Below are 24,742 nucleotides of genomic sequence, written 5' to 3' on the forward strand. Positions count from 1 at the left end.
TTAGGGTCTCAATATGTGGTTAACCCGTATCAGCGTAAAATATCCTGTCTTTACTATCATGATGATGTTATCGCTGATGGTGCTCGGCTTAGCTTCTTGGCAACGCATGAGCGTGGAGGAATTTCCTGATGTCGACTTTCCATTTGTTGTTGTGCATACCACTTATCCCGGTGCTTCGCCTGAAACCATTGAATCTGAAATTACCAAAAAAATGGAAGATCAGATCAATACCATTTCAGGGCTAAAGCAGGTCATTTCACAGTCCAGTGAAGGGCTTTCCACCATCATTGTTGAGTTTAACTTAGACGTTCCCTCTGCTGTTGCTGCTCAAGATATTCGTGACAAAATAGCACCTGTGACTGCTGAATTTAGAGATGAAATTCAGGATCCTGTGATAGAACGCTATGACCCTACTGCCAGTGCAATTATGTCAATTGTATTTGAGTCCAATAGCCAGTCCTTACGTGAGCTCAGTACCTATATTGACCAGCGGATTGTGCCTGAATTACAAACAGTATCTGGCGTGGGTGCAGTCAACTTATTAGGCGATAGCCAGCGTCAAATTCGAATTGTTATTGATCCATACAAATTACAAAGCTACGGCATTGGCATCGATCAAGTCATTAACACCTTAAAAAGTGAAAATATTGAAGTTCCAGGCGGCACCCTCAAACAAGCCAATTCCGAACTTGTGGTCGAAATCAAATCCAAAGTGATTCATCCCTACGCTTTTGGGGATTTAATTGTTGCCACCAAAAATGGCAGTCCGATTTTTTTAAAACAAGTTGCGACTGTTGAAGACAGTCAGGCAGAACTTGACTCTAGCGCTTTTTTAAATGGCAACCCTGCTGTCGCGGTTGATGTATTGCGCAACTCCGATTCAAATATTATTCAAGTGGTGGATGGCACCCGTAAAGCCTTAGCTAAGATTGAACAACAACTCCCCAAGGGCATCAGCGTCAAAGTCGTAGTCGATAGCTCTCAAGGCATTCGTGGCAGCATTCAAGATGTCACTCGAACCATTCTTGAGGGTGCAATACTCGCGGTGTTCATCGTCTTACTTTTTCTTGGCTCCTTCCGCTCTACCATTATTACAGGCATGACCCTACCCATCTCTTTATTGGGTACTTTAGCCATGATTTGGGCTTTCGGCTTCAGCATTAATATGATGACGCTCTTAGCTTTGTCGCTCAGCATTGGCTTACTGATTGATGATGCGATTGTGGTTAGGGAGAATATTGTTCGCCATGCCGATATGGGTAAAGATCACGTTAGTGCTGCCTTGGATGGAACCAAAGAAATTGGCTTAGCGGTCTTAGCCACCACCTTAACCATTATGGCAGTATTTTTACCTGTTGCTTTTATGGGCGGTATTATCGGTCGTTTCTTTTACCAATTTGGAGTAACGGTCAGTACAGCCGTACTGATTTCCATGTTTGTCAGTTTCACCCTTGATCCCATGCTCTCTGCGCATTGGACAGATTCAGGCAAAAAATCTAAAAAACCAAACCTATTAAGCCGCTTCTTTGATGTCATTGCACATCTGCTAGAGCGTATCACCCACGTTTACGAGTACTTATTAAAACTGGCACTGCGTTTTCGGTTAATCACGCTCATGATTGCGATTGCCTCCCTTTTTGGAGCTCTCGCTTTATCTAAAATGATTGGTACCGAATTTGTACCTACGCCAGATAAAGCTCAGATTCGCATAAAATTTGAAACGCCAGTCAATGCCTCTTTGGAATATTCGCAGGCCAAACTGTTACAGGTCGAGCAAATTCTAAGACAGAACCCTGAAGTACTCGGTACTTATGGCGTGATTAATGGCGTTACAGATCGTGGGAAAAACCACGTTAGCCTACATGTGACAGTAACGCCACGCCAACAGCGTAATAAAACACTGATTCAATTGAATAATGAATTCCGTGATCGACTTAAAAGCATTGCAGGAATTCGTGTGACTTCGGTTGCCTCTGCCGATGAAAATGTTTCTGGCGGACAAAAACCGATCATGATTTCGATTAAAGGACCTGACTTAAACCAACTACAAAAAATATCAGATCAGTTCATGCAACAAGTTGCTCAAGTTCGAGGCGTGGTCGATTTAGAAAGTTCACTCAAAGAACCTAAAGCCACTTTGGCCGTCCATATTAATCGGGTTTTAGCGAATGATTTAGGTTTATCTGTCAGCCAAATTGCTAATGTGGTGCGCCCGTTAATTGCAGGAGATGATGTCACGTCTTGGCAAGATGACAAAGGTGAAACCTATGATGTCAATGTTCGATTAGCTGAAAGCCAACGTAGCCTACCGAATGATTTAGGCAATTTATACATTAACTCTGCGAAACAAGATCAGTCAGGACAAAATATTTTAGTACCTCTTGGCAGTATCGCGAGCCTAGAACAAACCTTAGGGGCTTCTCAGATTAATCGTCGTGATTTGGCACGAGAAGTCTTAGTTGAAGCCAATACGGCTGGGCGCCCTGCGGGTGATATTGGTGCCGATATACAAAAAATTCAGGATAGTTTTAAACTGCCTGCGGGCTATAGCTTCGATACTCAAGGAGCAAATGCCGATATGGCTGAATCGGCGGGCTATGCACTCACAGCAATTACCTTATCAATTGTGTTTATTTATATTGTTTTAGGTTCACAGTTTAATAGCTTTATTCACCCTGCTGCGATTATGGCCTCTCTCCCACTATCGCTGATTGGGGTATTTTTAGCCCTGTTCTTGTTCAATTCGACCATGAATCTATTCTCCATTATTGGCATCATTATGCTGATGGGACTGGTCACCAAAAATGCCATCTTACTCATCGATTTTATTAAAAAAGCCATGGAGTCTGGCAGCAGCCGTTATGATGCGATTTTACAAGCAGGTAAAACCCGTTTACGTCCAATTTTAATGACCACCAGTGCCATGGTCATGGGTATGATTCCACTTGCGCTCGGACTTGGTGAAGGTGGTGAGCAAAGTGCCCCTATGGCACATGCTGTGATTGGTGGAGTCATTACCTCTACCCTGCTCACCTTGGTGGTGGTTCCTGTGATCTTTACCTACTTAGATGACTTTAAGAATTTTCTACTTCGTCTCAAACAAAAAATCATGGCATAATCCATGGCAGTTCAATGGACAGTCAGCATCGAATGGCTGTTTCATTTTAGATTGGATTATCCTTCACGATTAATATTAGGACAGTATTCATGCGCGCGAGTCGCTTTTTATTTGCAACGTTAAGAGAAACCCCAAACGATGCTGAAGTTATTTCACATCAACTTATGCTCCGTGCGGGCATGATTCGTAAATTGGCTTCAGGTTTATACACTTGGCTGCCGATGGGCGTACGTGTGCTAAATAAAGTTGAAGCGATTGTACGTGAAGAAATGAACCGTTCAGGCTCACTTGAAGTATTCATGCCCGTAGCACAACCAGCCAGCCTATGGGAAGAGTCTGGTCGTTATGTACAATACGGTCCAGAATTATTACGTTTTAAAGATCGTCACGATAATCCTTTCGTTTTGGGCCCTACCCATGAAGAAGTGATTACAGATTTAGCACGTAATGAATTAAAAAGTTATAAGCAATTACCAATTAATTTCTACCAAATTCAGACCAAATTCCGTGACGAAATTCGTCCACGCTTTGGTGTAATGCGTTCACGCGAATTCATTATGAAAGATGCTTACTCTTTCCATGCAGATCAAGCCTCTTTGCAAGAAACTTATGATTTAATGTATCAAACCTATTGCAACATTTTCACCCGTTTAGGTTTGGATTTCCGTCCAGTACAAGCGGATACAGGTTCAATTGGTGGTTCAGGTTCACATGAATTCCACGTTTTGGCTTCAAGCGGTGAAGATGATATCGCTTTCTCAACCGAATCAGACTATGCAGCCAACATTGAAATGGCTGAAGCAATATTGGTCGGTGAACGCGCTGCTCCAACCCAAGCGTTGGAAATTGTCGATACACCAAATCAGAAAACCATTGCAGATGTCTCTGCATTCTTAAATTCTGATCCTGCACACTCTGTTAAAGCATTGTTGGTACAAGGTGTAACAGATGAGAACGGTCAAACTCCAGTTATCGCTTTATTCTTGCGTGGCGATCATGAGCTGAATGAAATTAAAGCTGAGAAGCACCCACTCATTGCATCGCCATTAACATTTGCAACAGACGAGCAACTTGCAGCGTTTGGTTTAACTGCTGGTTTCTGTGGACCACAAGGTTTAGTTGAAAAAGGTTTAACGGTAATTGTTGACCGTGCTGCATCGGTACTGTCTGACTTTGTAGCGGGTGCCAATGAAGCAGACAAACATGCAACTGGCGTAAACTGGGAACGTGATGCTCAATTCACCGAAGTTTATGACTTACGTAATGTGGTTGAAGGCGATCCATCTCCAGACGGCAAAGGTACGCTGCAAATTAAACGCGGAATTGAAGTTGGTCATATTTTCCAATTGGGTCAAAAATACTCAGAAGCTTTAGGCTGCAAGGTATTGGGCGAAGATGGCAAACCATTTACTGTCACTATGGGTTGTTATGGCATTGGGGTTACCCGTGTGGTGGCTTCTGCAATTGAACAGAATTTTGATGAGAAAGGCATCATTTGGCCAGCAGCAATTGCACCGTTTGAAGTCGCAATTGTGCCGATGAATGCACACAAATCTCCGCGTACTTTAGAAGCTGCTGAAGCTTTATATGCGGAGTTAACTGCTGCGGGTTATGATGTATTACTCGATGATCGTAATGAACGTCCAGGTGTAAAATTCTCAGATCTTGAGTTAACAGGTATTCCACACCGTATCGTGATTGGCGAGAAAGGTCTGGATGCAGGTACGTTTGAATATAAAGGCCGTACCGATGCCGAATCTGTAAACATTTCTAAAGATGAATTATTAGCAAAAATTGCCAAGTAATTTTTTCCTTAGAATAAAAAATCCCGCAAGTTGCGGGATTTTTTATGTTAAAACTTAAAACTGAATTAACAAAATTTCATGCCACCAAAACAGTTGGAACGGAAATTTTGCCCTTGCAAGGTTAAGTTGGTCAGTGGGAAATCCAAAGTCGTGCTATTCATAGGTACATTACCCACCACTAATGCAGAACCGCCTACACATCCTGTTAATAAATTTCCACAATTTCGCGGGTTTTCAGTTAAGTCTTTATTAATCCCAGCAATGGTTTGCTTTAACACCTCATTGGTAATCGCAACTTGCGTCGTTGGACTTAAACTTCCCAATTCCACTTCATCTTCCATAGACAACCACCACCCCTGATTGGCTGCAACAGCGGCACCCGGCCATAAGATCTTTTGTGATTGTAATGATAAGGATGCAGGGTTATTTAAGTATAAAGCATGAATTAAACCCAAATTCTGATTGACCGTAATGTCAGTTTTCAAACCTGTAATGTTGCCTGTTACCTGCTTATCCAAATTCAAAAAACCAGCCACTGTTGCCTTTAATTGTCCGCTAAAGTCAATCTGCCCAACTGTCCCGCTGCCTTTTAAAACTACATCTTTTAGTCTCGTTCCCGACACAATGGTAGAGTTAATCGTAAAAGGAGCCGAAGTTGAAGAAAGGCTTAAATTATAATTATTCGAGGTATAAGAAATATCATAACAAGGGTCTAAAAAACCATCGACACACGTTGTTCCAGAACTACTTCCCAATAATCGGCCTTGCACAATACCATTAATCGTTAACCCTGTATCTACATACGTCATGTTACGTGCCTGAGTTACAGCTGTACCAGAGGCGGTTTTAGTCTTCATGTAGCCACTAAAAGTGTTAATTCCATTTGGTGTTGCCGTGTTTTCTGTACCCAAAGTCATCAGTCCTGAAATCTTCTCGGCACTGACTCGAAATCCCACCACTTCACGCGTCGCTGCCGAACTTGGATTTTTTATCGCAAATTGTAAAAATGGATTGGTAATTTTAGCCGAAGTTGCTGCTCGTTCATCAGAAGTATAATTTGCGTTCGCAGGTAAACCACTTAAAGAAATATTATCAATATCAATATCACAACTACTGGCACGCACGCTGTTGTTGACCCCACCACAGCCTAATGCCAATTTATTGATATTGGCATTCAACTCCATAACTGCTTCCAAACCTAACTTATAAAAACCAATATTAGATTGATTATAAGTATCCCCTTTTTGATCGGTTTGTGTCGTGCCCTGTAAATACTGCAAGGTTAATAAAGCTTGACCCGATACATCCGATAGCTCCTGATCAGATAGGCTTTGCAAACTCTTTGCCATGACAGGTGTAACAGCGGTAGCCAGTAAAATGCTTAATAATAATTTCGTCTTCATGACCACTTAAATTCCTTTCATTCTTTTTATCTTGGTGTAATGCCAAAACTGCTACGAATATTCCCACCAGTAAACACCATTGTGCCTAAATTCTGAGCGCGATCTGCTGTCGGGTATAAATTAACATCGGCTTTTAAGACACCTGCTGCCTGATTAGTCGGGTTCAAGCGAATATTATTATTAAATTTAACCTGATCCTTCTCTACCAAAATTTTGGCATTCAAATCAAGCTCACCTTGAATTCGGTCAAAACCAATGGTGGCATTATCCTGCACATTGGTAAAATGCAGGTAGTTTTTATTGGTGGTAGCATCAGAAGCATTCAGCTTAATATTGCCCTGAATCGCCAAATGATTATCTGCTGCTGTACCGGGTAAAATGTTCAATTGTGCTGAAGAGTCCAAACGTAATGCCAAGCCAAATAACACATCATCCGTATTGGTAAAACTATTGGCAGGAACAAAACAATTTAAGCTGGTTGTTGCGACATTCGCACAAGCAGCGGCCTCGTAGCGACTCCCCGGTAATTGCCCCAATGCAATTTCAGCCCCCATTGCAATGACTAAACGAGGCAAGTCTAGCTTAATACCTGATTGCTCCATAGCAAGCACGCCTTGCGTATCCATGAAGAAATCAATATTGCGTAGCCCAGTATAATAGTTCACCTCTTCCGCAGTATTAAAACTATTTGGTGCACCATCAATCAGAATAATAGAGGTCGTTTTAGTGCCTGCTGCATCACGCCCCTGTGTGGACATGGTTAAACCAAAACCAATCGCTTCAGCATTATTTGCCCCATAAGTTGTACCATATAAACCTAAATTGGCATTCAAATTATAGATGGGAATGCCCAGCCCCCATGTTGCACTTTGGGAAGTAATTTGATGGCTCGCATCATTACCGTTATTGGCAATAAACTTAGCATTTCGTGCAATGGCTTGGAAATCCATACCCCGTACTGCAATCGCAACAGCATTCTGCGCATTATTGCTTAAGTTATAACGACCAATACCTGCTTGCTTACCTAATAATTTGGCAATATTTTGCCCAATTTCAAACTCTAATGATTTGGTTTGTACCGCATTAATATAAATGTCACCAAAATTAATATAAGCCAAATTAGTGTTGGCAACTAAACTCGCGCCGCTTTGAGTACGAATTTGTAAGGGGGTTAAATTCCCAAACTCTATGGCATAGGAATTTTTACCTGTATGTCCCAGTTCAAATTTTGTCCCTTCCGCAGTCACAACACCAGATGAATTTTTCTCATCACGAGTAAAACTGGTTTTCACGTTCAAGTGCAATCCAGTTGAACCCGTCATTTGATTACTTGATGTTGAAGCCCCTTCGGCTCCACCCAAATTTGTACGATCAGCATTGACAGAGATTTCTGCATCTCGGAGTCGTCCCGATGCACCTAAACGAATAATAGAATTGAGTTGGTCAGTATTCTCATTGGCGGTATACAATTTTCCATCATTGCCGACATTGGTTTTATACCGCACATCAATATTAAAACCAGGGCGAGTCTTGCCTGGATTATCCAAGTCTTGAACACGCTCAAGGACAACTTCATTCACTGTACTGTCCGAAGCATTTGGAGAGTTAGTCGATAACACCATGCCTTTATTGGCATCTAGATATAAATAACCTGTACCTTTAAAATTAAAATTAAAATCTTTTAAAATAAATTGGTTATATTCATTGCCATTTTTTAGTGTATGAAAAATATTGGCATTTTGTAGGCCAAATTCCAAATAGGCTTTATCTTTTGAGTTAAATAAACCACTTCGGGTTTCTAAGACAAAATTCATCGGTGCCCGATTTTGCAAAGTTAAAGCACCCAAGGTGTTTTGGTTCGCACAATCTGCACCACGTGTGCCATCGCCGCAAACAGCCACTTTGGCAATATGTATATTGGCAGGATTAACCACCGCCTCTATGCGCATTCCAGTCTTATTAGCATTGGTACCCACATCAAGCTTAACTTTTCCGCCAATTTTATTATTATCAATTTTACTCACTTCAATATTATTCAAGGAAAGATTCAAATTCCCTGAAGTACCATTTGAGAAATTGGTATTGTCTTTCCAATTTAATTGGTCAATGGTGACTCGGTCAGTTTCATAACTTAAGCTAATTCCATCCTGCCCTGAAACAGTACGCAAGCTTTGATCTGACAGTGCTTCTAAAGCATAAATCTGCTGCGCCAATAAAACACTCGAAGCCAACACACTGAGTTTTATAATTTTGTTTGTACTCATTCACAGTTCCTTATGTGATTGAATTAACAACGTGAAGTCGCAGTAGAATTACAGCTAAAAAACTTCATTGTTCCCGATAGGGCTAAATTTCCATGCATATTTAAGCCCGTAAAGCCTGTCTCTAAACCACGATCAAACACAGACTCATGCGATGAACTATAAGTCGTTTGTTTTAAATAACCTTTTTGTGCATCACTCGTACCTGAGTCTTTTTCAATGGCCAGTGCTTCAAAACCAAAATTACGAATCTGGATTGGATAACCGTCTAGAAAGGTCAATTTCATCGCCGTTTTATAGCCTGCACTGGTCGTTACAGTGGTGCCATCTAATTGAAATTTATCGATCGCAATTGTGCCCTGTATTTTTTTGAAAACTAACCAATACAAGTTTCCACTGGCATCTTTACGATTACTCACGTTAAAGGCTAAACGGCAAAATTCATTACCTGCGCCATTACAGGAATACTCATAAGGGACTTCGGTAGTATTGGTCGGCAAGTTATGATTTAAAGAAAATGACCAACTTAAATCTGCCCCACCTTGTCCACGTATATTCGATAATTGGTTCGCATCTAATGCATCTAAGGCTGCCGAAGCACTCTGAGAACTTAACATTAGGGCAGCAAAAATATAATGTTTCATTTATTTCTCCTTATAGCCCTGTCGTCGTAATTTTCAGATGTTGAATTAACATTCCATCGATCGCTGCGGATCCTAAATTGGTCTTGGTTCCTGTTGGGGTAACAAAACTCACCCCTACTGCATTGGTACTGGTGTCTGCTTTTAAAAATTTATTGTTATTGGTAAAACCTACCGTACCAATAGAGATACTACTGTGTGTGGCTGTATTGCCTTGATAAGTTTGCCCCATACTGATTGGATCACCACAGTATTGAACATTACAGGTTGAACCCTTATAAGCTGAAGCCGCACCACTCGCCAATGCAGTGTAGTCCGTATAAATTTGTTGATAAACATTGGCTTTGTTCGGAATACGGGTCAATTCAATCACAAAGTTTTGACCATCTGCTGCGGTATCAACAATCAAAGGCTGATAAACACTTCCTAGCACCAAATTAATATTTGGACTATATAAAAACACGCCATCATTCGCATTAAAATTTGGTGCAGAGGTTTTAGAAATCGCAGGCGTAGTTAAATCATTGGTTATATCTGTGCCTAAGGTTTCCGCTGTACTAATACGCAATGCTTTGGATTTATCTTCAGTTGCAGTGCTTGGATTATCATTGGTATTTAATCGAATGAGTGCCGCCAAACCTAAAGTATTGTTATAAGATGTGGGTAGTGATGAGCTGGCTGCGCCTCCCAAAGTCTGAAATAACTTTAAATTAGATCCATTCAAAGACAAACCATTGGCCACCATTTGCAGTCTTAAACGACTGTCTAAACCATTTAAATTCGCAGGTGCGCCGTTTTTAGCATCGACAGCTGCAGCAACCAAAGGATTACGTGCAAAGAAGTCTCCCCACAAGCCTAATTTAATATTATTATCCGCTACAGTGTTGGCAGCACCATCAAGTGCATAAGGGGCTTCTAAAGATAAATAACTAAAATCTTGTGCAACTCCTGCAAAGTCATATACCACGCGGTTGGCAGTAGTACTAATAGACTTCACACTAAATACCCAAGGATTGGTTTCTTGCCCCCAATTGAAGCCCAGATTGCTGAAACGAGAGTTTAGATCATTATCGGATGCCGATAGCGCTAAACCGTACAGGAAGACATCTGCTTTTTTGGCACCCGCAGTTTTAGCCGTGTCTGAAAGTGGCCCCACTGGAATAAAACGCACAAAACCTGTGTCATAGTTTCGGTTGGCTAAACGACTTTGATTCTGAGCCGCGCTCAAACCATCTTCGGCAGTTTGAAATACCATTTTAAAATTTTCAGGCAGAATAGCAATGCCTTCACCTGTAGAATTACTTAATACCTGATCTGAAAGTACTTCTAAAGCAAAACTATAAGAACAACAGAGCCCAATCATGCTCGCCAGCAATGTTTTACGCAAAATTGTCGTATGCCGATCCGTCATCGCGACCTTCCTTATTATTTGATGCTCCGCATCATTATTTTGTTCATCCTAGACTTGGTTATGCTTTGTTTTACTGTCAAATGTTCCGTATTAGGTCCATTTCACCAAGACATTTTTAACCCTCATTATGCTGAATAATTACACGATTGCAAAAAAAACTCAGGAAATGTCGACATTTTCCGATGAATGAAGATTCAGAACTTGAGGTGTTTTTAGCGATAAAAAAAACCTGTTTGATTGAACAAACAGGTTTTTTGGATGTCATACCAAATACAAATTAAGCTTTTGGTAAAGTTACACCCGTTTGACCTTGGTACTTACCACCACGGTCTTTATAGGAAGTCTCACATACTTCATCACTTTCAAAAAAGAGCATTTGCGCAACACCTTCGCCCGCATAAATACGCGCTGGTAAATTGGTGGTGTTAGAAAACTCAAGCGTGACATGACCTTCCCACTCAGGTTCTAACGGCGTCACGTTCACAATAATACCGCAGCGTGCATAGGTTGATTTGCCCAGACACACGGTTAATACATTACGGGGAATACGGAAATATTCCACGGTACGCGCTAAGGCAAATGAGTTTGGTGGAATGATACAAACATCAGATTCGATATCAATAAAACTTTTTTCATCGAAATGTTTTGGATCGACAATTGCAGAGTGAACATTGGTGAACACTTTGAATTCACGTGCACAACGAACATCATAGCCATAACTCGACACGCCATAAGAAATGAGCTTTTCGCCATTCTCATCAAAACGCACTTGATTTTCCGCATACGGTTCAATCATGCCGTGTTTTTCGCTCATTTCGCGAATCCAACGATCAGACTTAATAGCCATTATTCTATTTCCAAAACTTCAAGCAATTCTTGCGCTGTACTTTAACTTAATTCAGCCGCAATGGAAATACAGACAGGGTTGATCCAGCATGCTTTCAAAATGCGAATTCAACTACGCTCTCGTAAAATTAAAGGCTTAATAATGCCGAATAACTCAATGGAATAGAAAAACTAACCAACACAATCGATGCTGTTTTTTGCAAATTAGATTTAGTTAACCAACGTACTCGATTGGTTGCCAAAATCGAACCGATAAAAGTCCAGAAAAAAGCAATAGGAACAATTAAAATTAAAAATACCAACATATGTGCAATGTAAGCATCCACACTGCTCCAAACCACGGCGGGGAAAATAGCTGATGCAAAAAGCAAAGCTTTCGGATTCAACAATGTTGCACAAAATAGCTCACGAGCACGAATGGTCGGTTGATTATAACTTTCTTCTACATCTGCCGTTTTCCACAGTTTAATCGCTAAAAATAAAATATAGCTCGCACTAAAAAGTTTAAGGACGGTGGGAATGACAGGATAATGACGCGATACGGTACCAATGATGATACCCCACACGGTGATAGAAATTAGATAGCCAAATGCTTCTGCAGGAATAAGACGAAATGATTTTCGAATACCAACCTGAATACCAGATGAAGCAAGTAGAGTATTAGTAGGACCTGGGGTTAATAATAAAGAAACCACTAACCCTATAAAGAACAAAGAAACCATACCCTTACCTCACATTTGAGCAAATGAAGCGTAGTTGAATTGTTTCAATATAGCAAAAAAAATATTGTAAAGGAAAATCGGGAAAGTTCTTAAGACTTTAACATATTCGATAAAAATCATCATTTTAATAACAATAAACCCAATAAAACCTATGGGTCACGCTATGAAGATATTTTATATTTTTTGTCACAATTCATTTAATTTTTATGTCGTGCCATACAATTTAAAGCCATGATTCAGCAGTTTTTTTAAGTTTACTTTCAGTTTGGTATGTAACTCTAAAGCACAGTTCCTTATAGCAAAAAGGTGAATCAACTATCGTTTTTCACTTAAATCATGCACAATACCCTGTCCTGAAAAGCTGATTTCGTATGGCAAAGAAATTTTTCCAATCGTGGCTTCCCTCTCCTGAAAAAGTCAATCAACTTAAGTTTATGCGGATTTTTGGTCAACGCACCTTGAATCCTGTGCTTTGGTACGTCAATCGAAAATCAATTTCCCATGCCGTTTTTATTGGCACTTTTTGGGGCATTCTACCTGTGCCGTTTCACAGTGTATTTATTGTACTGACTGTATTACTCATTGAAGTCAATCTACCGCTAAGCTTAACCCTTGCATGGTTATCTAACCCACTTACTGTTGTGCCAATTTTGTATTTAGGTTTTTGGCTAGGCAGCAAAATATTCCACGTCAATATGATTGATAAAGATATGATTTTAGGGGTATTACACCAAATTTTAAACTGGGTTAAAAACTTTGGGCATGGTCATATTGATTTACATCTGGCCAAAATTTTAGTGACAGGATTAGTGTTAGAAGCCTTGTTAAGCGCTTTTGTTCTATATATTTGTACACGTATTATTTGGCGTTGGTCAGTTCTACGTAAATGGAATAAAAGATTTCATCCCTAAAAAAACACCCTGATAAAATCATTATGTAAAAAAGGGGATGCTGCTAACATCCCCTTTTAGACTTTAGAAAATCCGATTTTTATCTCTATCTGACTTAGTTAATTGAGCCGCGATTTTTTCTGCAATCGCCAAATAACTTTCTGCTGCTGCATCACCTGCTATTACAGAAGGCTGACCTGCATCTGCATTTTCACGGATGGCTGCATCAAGCGGTAAACGCCCCAACAATGGAATGTGATATTGCTCTGACAATTTATCGCCCCCACCTGTACCGAAAATTTGCTCTTCAAATCCACAATTCGAGCAAATATGGGTCGACATATTTTCAATCACACCCATCACTGGAATTTTCACGCGGTTGAACAACTCAATACCTTTCGTTGCATCCAGAAGTGCCACATTTTGTGGCGTAGTCACAATCACCGCACCAGTCACTGGAATACGCTGTGCCAAAGTCAATTGAATATCTCCAGTTCCTGGAGGCATATCAATCATTAGCACATCCAAATCTGGCCATAAGGTTTGATTGAATAGCTGCATTAATGCACCTGTTGCTTTAGGACCACGCCATGCCACAGGAGTATTATTGTCGCCTGTTAAATGCCCAATCGAAAGTACAGCAAGCCCATAAGCATCAAGCGGAACAAAGTTTTCCGCTTCAATCATTGGGGTTTTACCAGCATTACCCAACATGGTAGGAATACTTGGGCCATAAATGTCAGCATCTAATACACCAACTTTTAATCCCAATTGCTGTAATGCCAACGCCAGATTCACCGTTGTCGTAGATTTTCCAACGCCACCTTTACCTGAAGATATCAAAATCACATTTTGAATCCGTGGGTGTTTAGGTACATCACGTTGCTGTGGTGCAGCTTTAGCAATTGGAGGATTATTCGGATCGGTTTCTGTTTCAGTCTGAGTCGATGCAGCGGCATCCATCACTGGAGGTAAATTACTTTTTTCATTTTTGGCAGGCGTAGAACAACTCTCACCTTGGGCATGATCATGTCCACAACCACCCGCCTTATGTCCTGTTTTTTGCTGAATTACATGCATATTGAGTTCCTGAATGCCACATTTTTCAAGGGCATCTGCCAGATCATCATGAATTTGCTGTAAATGATCGGCTTCTTCAGGGTAGGTATTAATGGTGATTTGTAAGACTCGACCTTGCACATTAATTTGCGAAATACGGTCTTTTAATGCGTGATTTGAATTCGGCAGAAGATATTGTTGTAAAACTTGCTGGATTTCTTCTTCTTTCACCTCCTGAGCGGGTGAAAAAACGGATTTAAGTGAAGAAAGCCACGACATACATTTACTCCAAGTCTGGATATACAGCTGAATGACATAGTTTAACGGTTATTTTCAATCAGGTTAAGCGTTGTACTACGTTGCTTTTGAAATCAATCACTAAAAACCGAGTAAATTTGTCAGATTTTAAACAAAAAACTATTCTGGAGATACAAATGACTGTTCCTATTTTATTGATACATCACCTTGTAATCGCCTAAAAGAATAAAGACAAAGTAATAGATTGTGTTCATGAAATAGACAAAAACTGTATTTTCTAACTGTGCTTGATCATCAGATTTGTTAGATCAAATGGATGAGTTTTGATTGCTCAACTCACTCAACATCCATGCCGAGTGAGAGATTGTAACAACTCATTAAATTAAGATTGATCGTGATCATCTTTCTTAAATTTGTTTAGGGTATCGGTTGCAGCTTTTTTCAGTTCATCAAACTTTTCTGTTGCTTGAACTTTTAATTCGTCAAATTTGACCGAAGCTTCCTGTTTCAGCTCTGCTGATTTGACCTTAGCTTCATCAAGTAAATGACTCGCTTCTGCTTTTAAATGCTCGTACTTTTCTTGCGCCTGATGTTGTACTTCAGCCCATTTGGCTTTGGCATCATCAATGGTACTGTCAAAACCTGCATCTTGGTCCGCAGCCTGTTGCTCGTCCAGTTTCTGCTTCACATCATCCAGTTTTTGTTCCGCATCTTGTTTTACTTCAACCGCAGCACTTTTTAAATCGCCAATTGCCTTTTCACCTTCTGCTTGTGCATCTTTTGCGGCTTGTTTCAAGTCATCGCCAAGTTCCACAGCCTTATCTTTTATTTCATCAATCTTATTTTCAACGGTCATTTTTACACCTTTTTCTGTTATAGCACCTGTCTATAGTTATACCGTGATCTGAATTGAATAAAATACAAAACAGCATATTGAAACAATAGCTGTACAGGATGCAGCAATTTAACCTCCACCCTATATACCCATATAGAAGAAATTAACGTTTTAAAGTGCTGATAAAACTGATGACTGCAAACAACCAAATAAACAGAATAAAACTGCGTGCCTGAGTAAAATGAGTGACGTCTGCACCGTGTACCATATTATGACGGCTGGCAGTAACACTTGAACTGGTATCCATTTTTAAGGCTTCAAGGCTCAGAAAATATGGATTGATTTCACTGGCAATTTTAACTTTATGCCATAAGCTTTTTACTTCATGGCCTTTCAGACCTGGCACGATTTTATAGACATCAACAAACTTGGTTTGATTTTGCTGTAAATAACCATGCTCAATCAACGCATCCGTCAAAATGCCTTCAATTTGACCATAAATAACTGTAATACAACCTGCATAACACTGCTGTTGATACAGTTTGAAGGTTTCTTCAATCACGCTGCGGCGCTGAGCTTGAAACGTGCCCAAATCCATTGCGTCGTAAGCTTCAAGCAAAGCCGCTTGAAAATAGTCGGTTTGGATTAAAGTAGGCAATTGAAACTCAACCATGGCCGCTTCTTTTTGATTGGCCATTTGCCAAAAATACAACAGATTGAGCACGTCATTGGCCATCGGCTCATCACTTTCGTACTCAAGCTGATTGGCCATTACTGCAAAATACGGATCTTCAGACTCAAGCTGACGGAGCGACTCGAGCAATTGTGCATGAGGTCGGCTACCCATTGAAGCAAGATATTGCTCAGCAGTTTTTAGGATATGGCTGCCCAATTGTTTTTGATTATCTGCATTTTGCTTAATGCGTGTGACGGGTTGGTCGAAATCAAAATCATCGTCGATCATGGACGGCTGGCTCATTTAAGTGGATGCAATAGCACTATTATCCACGATTCTGTCCTGATCTATAGGCTTAAGTCATATGTTTTAACGATTTAAATAAATAACTGCTTCTCGATCACCTTCATTTCAGCTCATTCACGCTAAATAGTAGATTTTGTTGCTCAGCGATTGCCCAATATTGGTAATAGCTGTCCTTTTCCTGCTTAGGAATGACTTTGAATGCTGTTTCCATACAACCCTGTTCAACTGTTTTAATCTGCTTTTCTGAACCGAACACAATAAACGAGTCATGGTTTTTGAAATCACGATGATCTCTATACATCTCTGAAGGCTGGACATAATGAATATTTGAATGTCTTGTACGCCACCGCTTTTTAATGGTGGGTTTTATGCATTCAATACTTTGACTTGTTTTCGCTTCACTGGCCTGCCATTGCTTTAAAAATGCTTGTTTGGTCTTCGTATCAAGTGGATATACCATTACCCAAGCACCTGAGTCCCCCCCATCACGACGCGTAAAATAAAAGATAGGTTCAAATAAATTTGGAAAATATTGCCGATCAATATGCACAGAACGATCCCATTTCTCTTGATATTGTTCCTCAACAAATTTGAAATAACCAATTATATAAAGGTACATAGTTATCCCTACAACCAGCAATGCAAAAGAGGACACGATAGAAATCAGAAATATCAAAGCGTATTTTAAAATTCTCAGCATTCTTGAATCCGTTCTTATTTTCATTGATATATAAAAAAGCTTAACAAATTTATATCGATGGATTATGCACTGACAAGCATTTTTAAAGAATTCCCCGAAAGGATTATGCAACTTTTGCTTATCTCAGGTAAAATCATCCACCTTGCATAATATACGAATGAGAGAGTTATATCCGTGCGCAATATTTTAGTCACTAACGCCCTTCCATACGCCAATGGTCCGATCCATATGGGTCACCTACTCGGTTATATCCAAGCAGATATCTGGGTTCGCGCCATGCGTGCAATGGGACATGATGTGACTTATGTCTGTGCGGATGATGCTCACGGTACCGCAATCATGTTGCGTGCTGAAGCGAATGGCATTAGCCCAGAACAACAAATTGCCAATGTTCAGAAAGAACACATTCGTGACTTTGACGGTTTTGGTGTACATTTTGACCACTATGATTCCACCCATAGTGACACCAACCGTGCCCGTGCTTCTGAAATTTATGTAAAAAACCGCGAAGCTGGCAACATTGCAGTTCGCCCTGTATCACAACTGTTTGACCCAGAAAAAGGCATGTTCTTGTCTGATCGTTTCATTAAAGGCACTTGCCCGAAATGTAAAGCGGAAGATCAATATGGCGATTCATGTGAAGTTTGCGGTACAACCTATAACGCAACAGAACTATTAAATCCAAAATCGACTTTAAGCGGTGCAACACCAGTCGAGAAATCTTCAGATCACTACTTCTTTAAATTGCCAAACTTTGGTGAATATTTACAGAAGTGGACCCGTGATGAAGGTCGATTACCTGTTTCAATTGCCAACAAGTTAGATGAATGGTTTGAAGCAGGTTTGGCAGATTGGGATATTTCTCGTGATGCACCGTATTTCGGTTTTGAAATTCCAGATGCGCCAAACAAATATTTCTATGTTTGGGTCGATGCACCGATTGGTTATATGTCGAGTTTTGAAAACTACATTAAAACCAAACGTCCTGAACTCAACTTCGATGATTTCTGGACAAAAGACAGTGACAAAGAAGTCTATCACTTCATTGGTAAAGACATTGTTTACTTCCATGCCCTGTTCTGGCCTGCAATGCTAGAAGGCGCAAACTACCGTACACCGTCAGGTTTATTTGTGAATGGTTTCTTGACCGTGAATGGTCAGAAGATGTCGAAGTCTCGCGGTACATTCATTAAAGCTGAAACTTATTTACAGCACTTAAACCCTGAATATTTACGTTACTACTTCGCATCTAAACTTTCAGACAAAGTTGAAGACTCTGATTTAAACTTGGATGATTTTGTTCAGAAAGTAAACTCAGACTTGGTCGGTAAAGTGGTCAACATTGCCAGCCGTTGTGCGAAATTCATTAACACTAAGTTTGATAATAAACTCTCTGCAACTTGTGCAGAGCCTGAATTGGTTCAAAGCTTTATTGATGCAGGCGATTCAATTGCCAAAGCCTATGAAGCACGCGAATTCTCTACTGCCATTCGTGAAATCATGGCACTTGCAGATAAAGCCAACCAATATATTGATGAGAAAAAACCTTGGGCTTTAGCGAAAGTTGAAGGCGAAGAGCAACAAGTACACAATGTTTGTTCGGTGGGGATTAACCTGTTCCGTCAATTGGCTGTGTACCTTGCACCTGTACTTCCGACTTTAGCGGCTCAAGTGCAAGAGTTCTTAAAACTAGACCGCTTTGACTTTGCTTCAGCAAAAACTGCATTAGTAGATCATGAAATTGCATTGTTCCAACCTTTAATGCAACGTGTAGACCCGAAAGCAGTTGCGGCAATGGTCGATGCTTCCAAAGACTCTTTAGCGGCTGCGGCTGAACCTGTAAAAGTGGAAAAGAAGAAAGAAAAGAAAGTCGAGAAAAAACCTGAGCCTAAAGTCGGTGAAGCGGAAATTATTGGTATTGAAGACTTTATGAAAGTTGACCTACGTGTTGCTGAAGTTTTAGAAGCAGCTACGGTAGAAGGTTCAGACAAACTTCTTCAGTTAACTTTAAATGTGGGTGAAGCTGAACCACGTAATGTGTTCAGTGGTATTCGTGAGTTTTACCAACCAGAAGACCTAAAAGGCAAATTGGTGGTGATGGTGGCTAACCTTGCACCACGTAAGATGCGTTTTGGTATTTCTAACGGTATGGTACTGGCAGCGGGTAATGGCGAAGGTGTTTGGGTGATTTCACCTGAATCTGGCGCTAAAGCGGGTGATAAAGTTTCGTAAGGTTTAGACACTTATAAAAAGCCCTGCTATATTTTAGTGGGGCTTTTTTTAAAATTAGAAATGAAACTTTCACTAGAAAAAATTAATGAAGCAATAAATTCTATTTCTAACTCTATCGATCAAGGTGAATGGGTAGAAGCTTTATTAGGCTCTGAAATGATGCTGAGTGAATTAGAAAAACATGAGACAAGCAATATTGTTTTGAAACTTTACTTTAATCTAGCTAGTCAATTTATAGATGTTGGAACTTATTTAAAAAATACAGATTCTATTTTAAAAGGCATCCAAATTTTAGAAAAAAATTCTGAATACTTTGAAAAAGACTTCAATATTACTTATTTTTATAATTTAGCAAATGGAAAGCTCTCTCTTGCAAATAACTGTGGTTATTCCAAAGAAGAAGTGAGTTTTAAAAACATAGAATTATTTAATGAAGTAAAAAACTTATATTGGAAGGCTTTTAAACTAATCAATAAGAGTCAGGATTATGACCTATATCAACAAAATTTGATTAATCTTGCTAATGTTCTCAAACAGCAATTTCGATTTTCTGAAGCACTACAAATTTATAATTTGGTCATAAAGCAAAATACAATCTATCCTCAGGCATGGCTTAATAGGAGTTCCTGCTTAGAGCAATTTGATAGATTATTAGATCATAGATCACATAAGATGATTATTGAAATTATCAAAGGCTATGATTTTTCTAGTAAATCAAAACTAGTACCTAGTGATTGGAAACCTTACTACGCACATAAAAGTAAATTCTTAAGTAGCCAACTAGGCTCTAAAAGTCTAGAACAAGATGAGCTAGAAACTCGCAAAGAATATTCTTCAATGAGCCACTTTAGACAATGGTGTATAGAAGAAAATTTAACTTTAAATATTCATGGAATGTATTGTCCATGCATTGCTAATGAACGAGATAATTTAACTCTTTTAGAGGGTGTAATTTCTTCGGGAAATATTCTTCAATTTGAACAATACTTGAATCGTATTAAGGCTGAGTTTTCTTTAATTCGAGTACTTTACTATGAGTCTAAATTCACCGATAACTCTCAGTTTGATTACGAAAGTTGTTATTCGGAACTAGATGACCAAGAAATCATTAATATAAGATATGAAAAGCTAAGAACTTGTTTCAGATTGTGTTTCTCAATATTGGATAAGTTGTCAATCTTCTTATGTCAGTATTTTTCACTTTCTACTGATAAAAATACAGCTTTTAATAATTTTTGGTACAAAAATAAATCTTCTCTTGAAAATAAAACCAACTTTGGCTTAATCGCAATTAACAGTCTTATATGTGACTTAAATGAAAAAAATGGCCAATTTGGATTCTATAAAATTTGGAGAAATGCACTAGAACATCACCTTTTATTTTTAGTCCCTGATACATTCGAACTGTCCAATGATTCAAGTCATACATATGTAAAAATAAGTGACTTTGAAAATGGTCTAGATAACTTACTCCAGTTTACTAGATCATCTATTTTCTCAACAGTATTCGCAATTGTTGAGGATTTACGCCAAAAAGCACCTAAAGATAAACAAAATTTGATTGAGGTAACGGTTCATAAAAAAGAATTCAAAAGCTTTCAATAATTTTTTTGAAATTAGCAGTCCCCTCATCCTAACCTTCTCCCAAAGGGAGAAGGAACTTCTTTAAGTTTGTTAAAGTCGCATTATCTTAAATTTGCTAATCGAACTACTTCGCAGGCTCTCCCCACTGGTTCGATTCAGGCTTGGTTTCCATTACAGTCCAAATCAGCAATGGAATAAGCCCAATAATCGTAAACATCAAAAGCATCCACCACCCCGAACGGTCTACATCATGTAAACGACGTACTCCGGCTGCAAGCGTGGGTAATAAAAAAAACAGTGAAAGTAAGCCTGAGATAGCATCTATTCCATTGTCACTCATGCCCATAATACCCAGACTTAAGCCAATCAGCAGCCCAATTAAAATTTGGAATAAATAGAAATACCAATATTCTTTACGACGTGCGCGCCCTGAAAAATTGGCATAATTCTTTAAACATTTAATAGTCCAATCAAATAAACCAAAGTTTTCTTCAGTTCGTAGTTGTTCTGCATGCTGATTATTTGTTTTTTTAAAAACAGGCTGACGCGCAAATGCCTGCACATAAATACTGACAGCCTGATTTAAATCGTTCACAGCAAAATCGACATTTTGACCACGTGCGGGTGAAGTATGGTCTTTCCATTCCGAACCAAAAAAGCTGTAGCGCTTTCCATCGTCCCCTTGAATCACGCCTTCATTAATCTGGAAATTAAAATCTACTAATGTACCTTTCATTATAAAGTTCCAATTGATATTCAATATTTTATTGTTGGAAATATCATCATACTGGAACATTTTATTTTATAAAGCAAATTCCTGTAATCCGCTCTAAAATGCCCTACTGGCGATTTTTAAAGACTGTATCCATTCAACTTTTTAACACATCCAATCAATATGAAAAGTTGTCTTCCCCCAAACACAGAACAGGACGATTTTCGCGATCTAAAATTTGAAGTGTTGAAGAATATTGAATCTAACAATTTGGAAAAATAGATAATTAAACAATGTTATGGCTTCACGTGAAGCCATATATTCCGAAGTCTCAACTTTAAACTGCTTTGCTCTTAATTACATGGTCAGTATTAAAATGTGTATGTGTTAAACGCGTTGCTGAGTTTTCCGTTAAGGGTTCAACCTCTTGTAGACTATTTAAACAGCGTAGAGTCAAATCCATATATTGCTGTGTACCCTTAAATTTCCACGCAATTTCTTTTTCATCCAAGCTACGAATCACGCGTGCAGGACTACCGACCACCAAAGAATTTGCTGGAATTTCAGCTTTGGCTTTGACGGTACTATTGGCACCGACAATGCTATTTTCGCCAATAACTGCTTCATCCAAAATTACGCTGTTCATGCCAATTAAGACATTTTTAGCAATACGGCAACCGTGCAAAATTGCACCATGTCCAATATGACCAAACTCTTCGACCACGGTGACATTGTTCGGGAAGCCATGAATAATGCAGGAATCCTGTACATTGGCATTTTTATGAATATGAATGCCGCCAAAGTCTGCGCGCAAGGCAGCAAAAGGACCAATATAAGCCCCTTCTTCAACAATTACATCCCCAATTAAAACTGCTGTGGGATGCACATAAGCTTTTGGGCTCACCACGGGAATGACGCCATCGATGGCATAACACGGCATAGTTTCTTCCTTAAACTGTAGGGCTATTTTTAAGAGCTTAGTAACTCGGCTCTTCTTGCTTTAAGCCACCAAAACGCTTATAGAATTGTGGATGTGCAGGTGGCATTGAACCTTCTGACGTCCGTGCGATGTCGAGGAAGAATTCATCCCCTGCCAGCACCACGGTTTGATAGAGATTACTGCTTAAATTACGTGAATTGAGCGACAGCCAATTCGATGGTAATAATTCAAAAGGTAAATTCGGATCTTTCAACAAAATTCGACGATATTGATGAATCAATAAAATTCGAATTTGAAATGCTTGCATCGGATCGAGTTCATCTTCACTTTCGACCAAATTAAAGAATTCTCTGAAATCACTGATGAACTTTTCATAACGCTGATGTAGCTCTTGTACAGGCCAATTGATTTCGACCATGCGCTTCACAGTTGGATAAGACTCTTGCCATAACTGTAAAGCTTCAGCTTTAAAGATCACCACTTGGTCGGTCATCTTTAAACTAAGCAACAAATTTTGTAATTTGAGATGATCACAACCTGGATAGGCCATGACATTAGTGGCAATGTTGGCAAAACCGAGCCATTCCAACTCTTTTTTCAAGGTGACTTTATTTTCCAACTCAACAGAACTGAGTAAAACCAGATCCCATTTTTGGTCCCATTCTTGTTGGGTGAAACTATAAATTTTCTGGTCGGCCATAATAAAACGTTGGCGACTGCTTTCCGTGACACGGTAGTAACTGGTACGTCCAATTTTCTCGGAAATCAGCCAACCATTTTGGACAAGGCGAAATACGGCTGTACGAACTGAACGCTCGTTAAAACCAAACACATCCATTAACTGAATTAAGCTGGCAAGACTAATAATGCCACCACGGTGAAAAATACAGTCACCAAAGATGGTCATAATCAGAGAGGTACCGCTCAGAGCTTCGTTGCTAATGAAATCATCAATAACTTGTTTTAATTTTAGATTCATTTCGTTCAACTATTACCTTGTCAGATCGGAATGATAAATCATGAGATCTATCATTCAACTAAAACTTATGCCGATTTTCGAATATCAAAGACGCGTTGCGCTTTCCCCTCAGAACGTGGCAAGCTACCTTCTGGTAAAATTTCAACCATCACTGAAATACCCACCATGGTCTTAATTTGGGCTTTCAATAAAGCTGCAATTTGTGGCGTCAACGTTTCACTCACATCTCTACGCATTTCAGCACGAATATGCAAAGTATCCAAGTGTCCTTTTTTGCAAATTTGAATTTGGTAGTTTGGTACCAATTGTGGAATATGTAAAATTTGCTCTTCAATTTGTGAAGGGAACACATTTACCCCACGAATAATCATCATGTCATCGCTACGACCCACAATTTTATCCATACGGCGCATAGGACGCGCAGTCCCTGGCAATAAACGTGTCAAATCGCGGGTACGGTAGCGAATTACAGGCATGCCTTCTTTGGTAATGGTCGTGAACACTAACTCGCCCAACTCACCATCAGGGAGCACTTCCCCTGTTTCAGGGTGAATGATTTCTGGGTAGAAATGATCTTCCCAAATGGTTGGACCATCTTTGGTTTCTAAACATTCCATTGCGACGCCTGGCCCCATCACTTCAGATAAACCATAAATGTCCAAAGCATTAATACCGAGACGATCTTCAATCTCACGACGCATTTCATTGGTCCATGGCTCAGCACCAAAGATGCCTGTTTTGATTGAACAGTCTTTTGCTGTACCAAATTTCTTTTCTAACGCTTCAATAATGTTTAAGCAGTACGATGGTGTCACCATCAATGCTGTCGGCTTAAAGTCATGAATCAATTGTGCTTGACGCTCAGTTTGACCACCTGACATTGGAATTACGGTTGCACCCAAGCGTTCTACGCCATAATGCGCACCTAAACCGCCTGTAAACAAACCGTAGCCATAAGACACTTGAATGGTATCTTTATTCGACAAGCCCGCTGCACGTAATGAACGTGCCACAACATCTGACCAGACATTAATATCATTTTGGGTATAACCCACCACAGTCGGCTGACCTGTCGTACCTGATGAAGCATGAATACGAATAATTTGTTCCTGCGGCACAGCAAACATGCCAAACGGATAGTTATCACGTAAATCTTTTTTGGTTGTAAATGGAAACTTTGCCAAGTCTTCTAAAGATTTGAAATCATCAGGATGTACCCCTGCTTCATCAAATTTCTTTTTATAGACTGGGCTATTTTGATAGGCGTGTTGCAGTGTCTTTTTCATACGCTCCAATTGCACACTACGTAATTCATCCACCGATACCGTTTCGATTTTTTCCATTGCATTGTTATTCATATTTTG

The 24,742-nt window shown here is 39.6% G+C and carries 19 protein-coding genes; 5 read left to right on the forward strand and 14 right to left on the reverse strand.

The window, feature by feature from the left end; all coding sequences use genetic code 11:
• The first annotated feature begins 13 nt into the window (after positions 1 to 13).
• Positions 14 to 3,118: an efflux RND transporter permease subunit gene (locus I593_RS08110; RefSeq protein WP_016167072.1), complete on the forward strand. Its 3,105-nt coding sequence runs from the start codon at positions 14 to 16 to the stop codon at positions 3,116 to 3,118.
• 89 nt (positions 3,119 to 3,207) lie between these two features.
• Positions 3,208 to 4,923 (forward strand): proline--tRNA ligase, encoded by a 1,716-nt coding sequence (locus tag I593_RS08115; RefSeq protein ID WP_016167073.1) that lies wholly within the window; start codon positions 3,208 to 3,210, stop codon positions 4,921 to 4,923.
• Positions 4,924 to 4,988: 65 nt separating this feature from the next.
• On the opposite strand, the gene I593_RS08120 is transcribed toward I593_RS08115, so the two are convergent.
• The 6 genes from I593_RS08120 to I593_RS08145 form a co-directional block, all read right to left on the reverse strand.
• On the reverse strand, positions 4,989 to 6,326 hold the full coding sequence (locus I593_RS08120) for a hypothetical protein (protein ID WP_016167074.1): 1,338 nt from the start codon (positions 6,324 to 6,326) through the stop codon (positions 4,989 to 4,991).
• A 26-nt stretch (positions 6,327 to 6,352) separates the two neighbouring features.
• Positions 6,353 to 8,590, reverse strand: coding sequence for a DUF6160 family protein (locus tag I593_RS08125; RefSeq protein ID WP_016167075.1), 2,238 nt, complete (start codon positions 8,588 to 8,590; stop codon positions 6,353 to 6,355).
• Between the two features lie 23 nt (positions 8,591 to 8,613).
• Entirely contained in the window at positions 8,614 to 9,231 is a 618-nt protein-coding gene (locus I593_RS08130; protein WP_016167076.1) for a hypothetical protein, read from the reverse strand.
• 10 nt (positions 9,232 to 9,241) lie between these two features.
• The gene (locus I593_RS08135; RefSeq protein WP_016167077.1) at positions 9,242 to 10,639 is read right to left on the reverse strand and encodes a hypothetical protein; all 1,398 of its coding nucleotides are present in this window, start codon (positions 10,637 to 10,639) and stop codon (positions 9,242 to 9,244) included.
• Positions 10,640 to 10,916: 277 nt separating this feature from the next.
• Positions 10,917 to 11,486, reverse strand: coding sequence for a dCTP deaminase (gene dcd, locus I593_RS08140; protein WP_004814752.1), 570 nt, complete (start codon positions 11,484 to 11,486; stop codon positions 10,917 to 10,919).
• A 127-nt stretch (positions 11,487 to 11,613) separates the two neighbouring features.
• The gene (locus I593_RS08145; protein ID WP_016167078.1) at positions 11,614 to 12,207 is read right to left on the reverse strand and encodes a LysE family translocator; all 594 of its coding nucleotides are present in this window, start codon (positions 12,205 to 12,207) and stop codon (positions 11,614 to 11,616) included.
• Between the two features lie 371 nt (positions 12,208 to 12,578).
• On the opposite strand from I593_RS08145, the gene I593_RS08150 reads away from it, so the two are divergent.
• Positions 12,579 to 13,118 (forward strand): DUF2062 domain-containing protein, encoded by a 540-nt coding sequence (locus tag I593_RS08150; RefSeq protein ID WP_016167079.1) that lies wholly within the window; start codon positions 12,579 to 12,581, stop codon positions 13,116 to 13,118.
• A 63-nt stretch (positions 13,119 to 13,181) separates the two neighbouring features.
• Here I593_RS08150 and apbC read toward each other — a convergent pair whose 3' ends face one another.
• The 4 genes from apbC to I593_RS08170 all read right to left on the reverse strand — a co-directional run bounded on the left by apbC (position 13,182) and on the right by I593_RS08170 (position 16,850).
• Positions 13,182 to 14,435: an iron-sulfur cluster carrier protein ApbC gene (gene apbC, locus I593_RS08155; protein WP_016167080.1), complete on the reverse strand. Its 1,254-nt coding sequence runs from the start codon at positions 14,433 to 14,435 to the stop codon at positions 13,182 to 13,184.
• Positions 14,436 to 14,796: 361 nt separating this feature from the next.
• Positions 14,797 to 15,270 (reverse strand): hypothetical protein, encoded by a 474-nt coding sequence (locus tag I593_RS08160; RefSeq protein WP_016167081.1) that lies wholly within the window; start codon positions 15,268 to 15,270, stop codon positions 14,797 to 14,799.
• Between the two features lie 142 nt (positions 15,271 to 15,412).
• Complete coding sequence (locus I593_RS08165; protein WP_016167082.1) at positions 15,413 to 16,213, reverse strand: hypothetical protein; 801 nt, start codon at positions 16,211 to 16,213, stop codon at positions 15,413 to 15,415.
• Between the two features lie 118 nt (positions 16,214 to 16,331).
• Positions 16,332 to 16,850 carry a hypothetical protein gene (locus I593_RS08170; protein ID WP_051195112.1) on the reverse strand — a complete coding sequence of 173 codons (519 nt, stop codon included), beginning with the start codon at positions 16,848 to 16,850 and terminating at the stop codon, positions 16,332 to 16,334.
• Positions 16,851 to 17,105: 255 nt separating this feature from the next.
• Here I593_RS08170 and metG point away from each other — a divergent pair, with 255 nt between their 5' ends.
• Positions 17,106 to 19,163 carry a methionine--tRNA ligase gene (gene metG / locus I593_RS08175; RefSeq protein ID WP_016167084.1) on the forward strand — a complete coding sequence of 686 codons (2,058 nt, stop codon included), beginning with the start codon at positions 17,106 to 17,108 and terminating at the stop codon, positions 19,161 to 19,163.
• 60 nt (positions 19,164 to 19,223) lie between these two features.
• Positions 19,224 to 20,768, forward strand: coding sequence for an LA2681 family HEPN domain-containing protein (locus tag I593_RS08180; protein ID WP_026440851.1), 1,545 nt, complete (start codon positions 19,224 to 19,226; stop codon positions 20,766 to 20,768).
• Positions 20,769 to 20,871: 103 nt separating this feature from the next.
• On the opposite strand, the gene I593_RS08185 is transcribed toward I593_RS08180, so the two are convergent.
• The 4 genes from I593_RS08185 to paaK form a co-directional block, all read right to left on the reverse strand.
• Entirely contained in the window at positions 20,872 to 21,483 is a 612-nt protein-coding gene (locus tag I593_RS08185) for a DUF805 domain-containing protein (RefSeq protein WP_016167086.1), read from the reverse strand.
• A gap of 313 nt (positions 21,484 to 21,796) precedes the next feature.
• Entirely contained in the window at positions 21,797 to 22,399 is a 603-nt protein-coding gene (locus I593_RS08190) for a carnitine operon protein CaiE (protein WP_016167087.1), read from the reverse strand.
• A 37-nt stretch (positions 22,400 to 22,436) separates the two neighbouring features.
• A complete protein-coding gene (locus tag I593_RS08195) occupies positions 22,437 to 23,378 on the reverse strand; it encodes a PaaX family transcriptional regulator (RefSeq protein WP_016167088.1) in 942 nt (313 codons plus the stop codon).
• 65 nt (positions 23,379 to 23,443) lie between these two features.
• Complete coding sequence (gene paaK / locus I593_RS08200; protein WP_016167089.1) at positions 23,444 to 24,736, reverse strand: phenylacetate--CoA ligase PaaK; 1,293 nt, start codon at positions 24,734 to 24,736, stop codon at positions 23,444 to 23,446.
• Positions 24,737 to 24,742: the final 6 nt, after the last annotated feature.

The organism is Acinetobacter tandoii DSM 14970 = CIP 107469 (assembly GCF_000400735.1).
Classification (GTDB): domain Bacteria; phylum Pseudomonadota; class Gammaproteobacteria; order Pseudomonadales; family Moraxellaceae; genus Acinetobacter; species Acinetobacter tandoii.

Bases quoted from the DNA above. Each gene is read 5' to 3' on its own strand.
- I593_RS08110 (WP_016167072.1), top strand. From the start codon at position 14: ATGTGGTTAACCCGTATCAGCGTAAAATATCCTGTCTTTACTATCATG.
- I593_RS08115 (WP_016167073.1), top strand. From the start codon at position 3,208: ATGCGCGCGAGTCGCTTTTTATTTGCAACGTTAAGAGAAACCCCAAAC.
- I593_RS08120 (WP_016167074.1), bottom strand. From the start codon at position 6,326: ATGAAGACGAAATTATTATTAAGCATTTTACTGGCTACCGCTGTTACA.
- I593_RS08125 (WP_016167075.1), bottom strand. From the start codon at position 8,590: ATGAGTACAAACAAAATTATAAAACTCAGTGTGTTGGCTTCGAGTGTT.
- I593_RS08130 (WP_016167076.1), bottom strand. From the start codon at position 9,231: ATGAAACATTATATTTTTGCTGCCCTAATGTTAAGTTCTCAGAGTGCT.
- I593_RS08135 (WP_016167077.1), bottom strand. From the start codon at position 10,639: ATGACGGATCGGCATACGACAATTTTGCGTAAAACATTGCTGGCGAGC.
- dcd (WP_004814752.1), bottom strand. From the start codon at position 11,486: ATGGCTATTAAGTCTGATCGTTGGATTCGCGAAATGAGCGAAAAACAC.
- I593_RS08145 (WP_016167078.1), bottom strand. From the start codon at position 12,207: ATGGTTTCTTTGTTCTTTATAGGGTTAGTGGTTTCTTTATTATTAACC.
- I593_RS08150 (WP_016167079.1), top strand. From the start codon at position 12,579: ATGGCAAAGAAATTTTTCCAATCGTGGCTTCCCTCTCCTGAAAAAGTC.
- apbC (WP_016167080.1), bottom strand. From the start codon at position 14,435: ATGTCGTGGCTTTCTTCACTTAAATCCGTTTTTTCACCCGCTCAGGAG.
- I593_RS08160 (WP_016167081.1), bottom strand. From the start codon at position 15,270: ATGACCGTTGAAAATAAGATTGATGAAATAAAAGATAAGGCTGTGGAA.
- I593_RS08165 (WP_016167082.1), bottom strand. From the start codon at position 16,213: ATGATCGACGATGATTTTGATTTCGACCAACCCGTCACACGCATTAAG.
- I593_RS08170 (WP_051195112.1), bottom strand. From the start codon at position 16,850: ATGTACCTTTATATAATTGGTTATTTCAAATTTGTTGAGGAACAATAT.
- I593_RS08180 (WP_026440851.1), top strand. From the start codon at position 19,224: ATGAAACTTTCACTAGAAAAAATTAATGAAGCAATAAATTCTATTTCT.
- I593_RS08185 (WP_016167086.1), bottom strand. From the start codon at position 21,483: ATGAAAGGTACATTAGTAGATTTTAATTTCCAGATTAATGAAGGCGTG.
- I593_RS08190 (WP_016167087.1), bottom strand. From the start codon at position 22,399: ATGCCGTGTTATGCCATCGATGGCGTCATTCCCGTGGTGAGCCCAAAA.
- I593_RS08195 (WP_016167088.1), bottom strand. From the start codon at position 23,378: ATGAATCTAAAATTAAAACAAGTTATTGATGATTTCATTAGCAACGAA.
- paaK (WP_016167089.1), bottom strand. From the start codon at position 24,736: ATGAATAACAATGCAATGGAAAAAATCGAAACGGTATCGGTGGATGAA.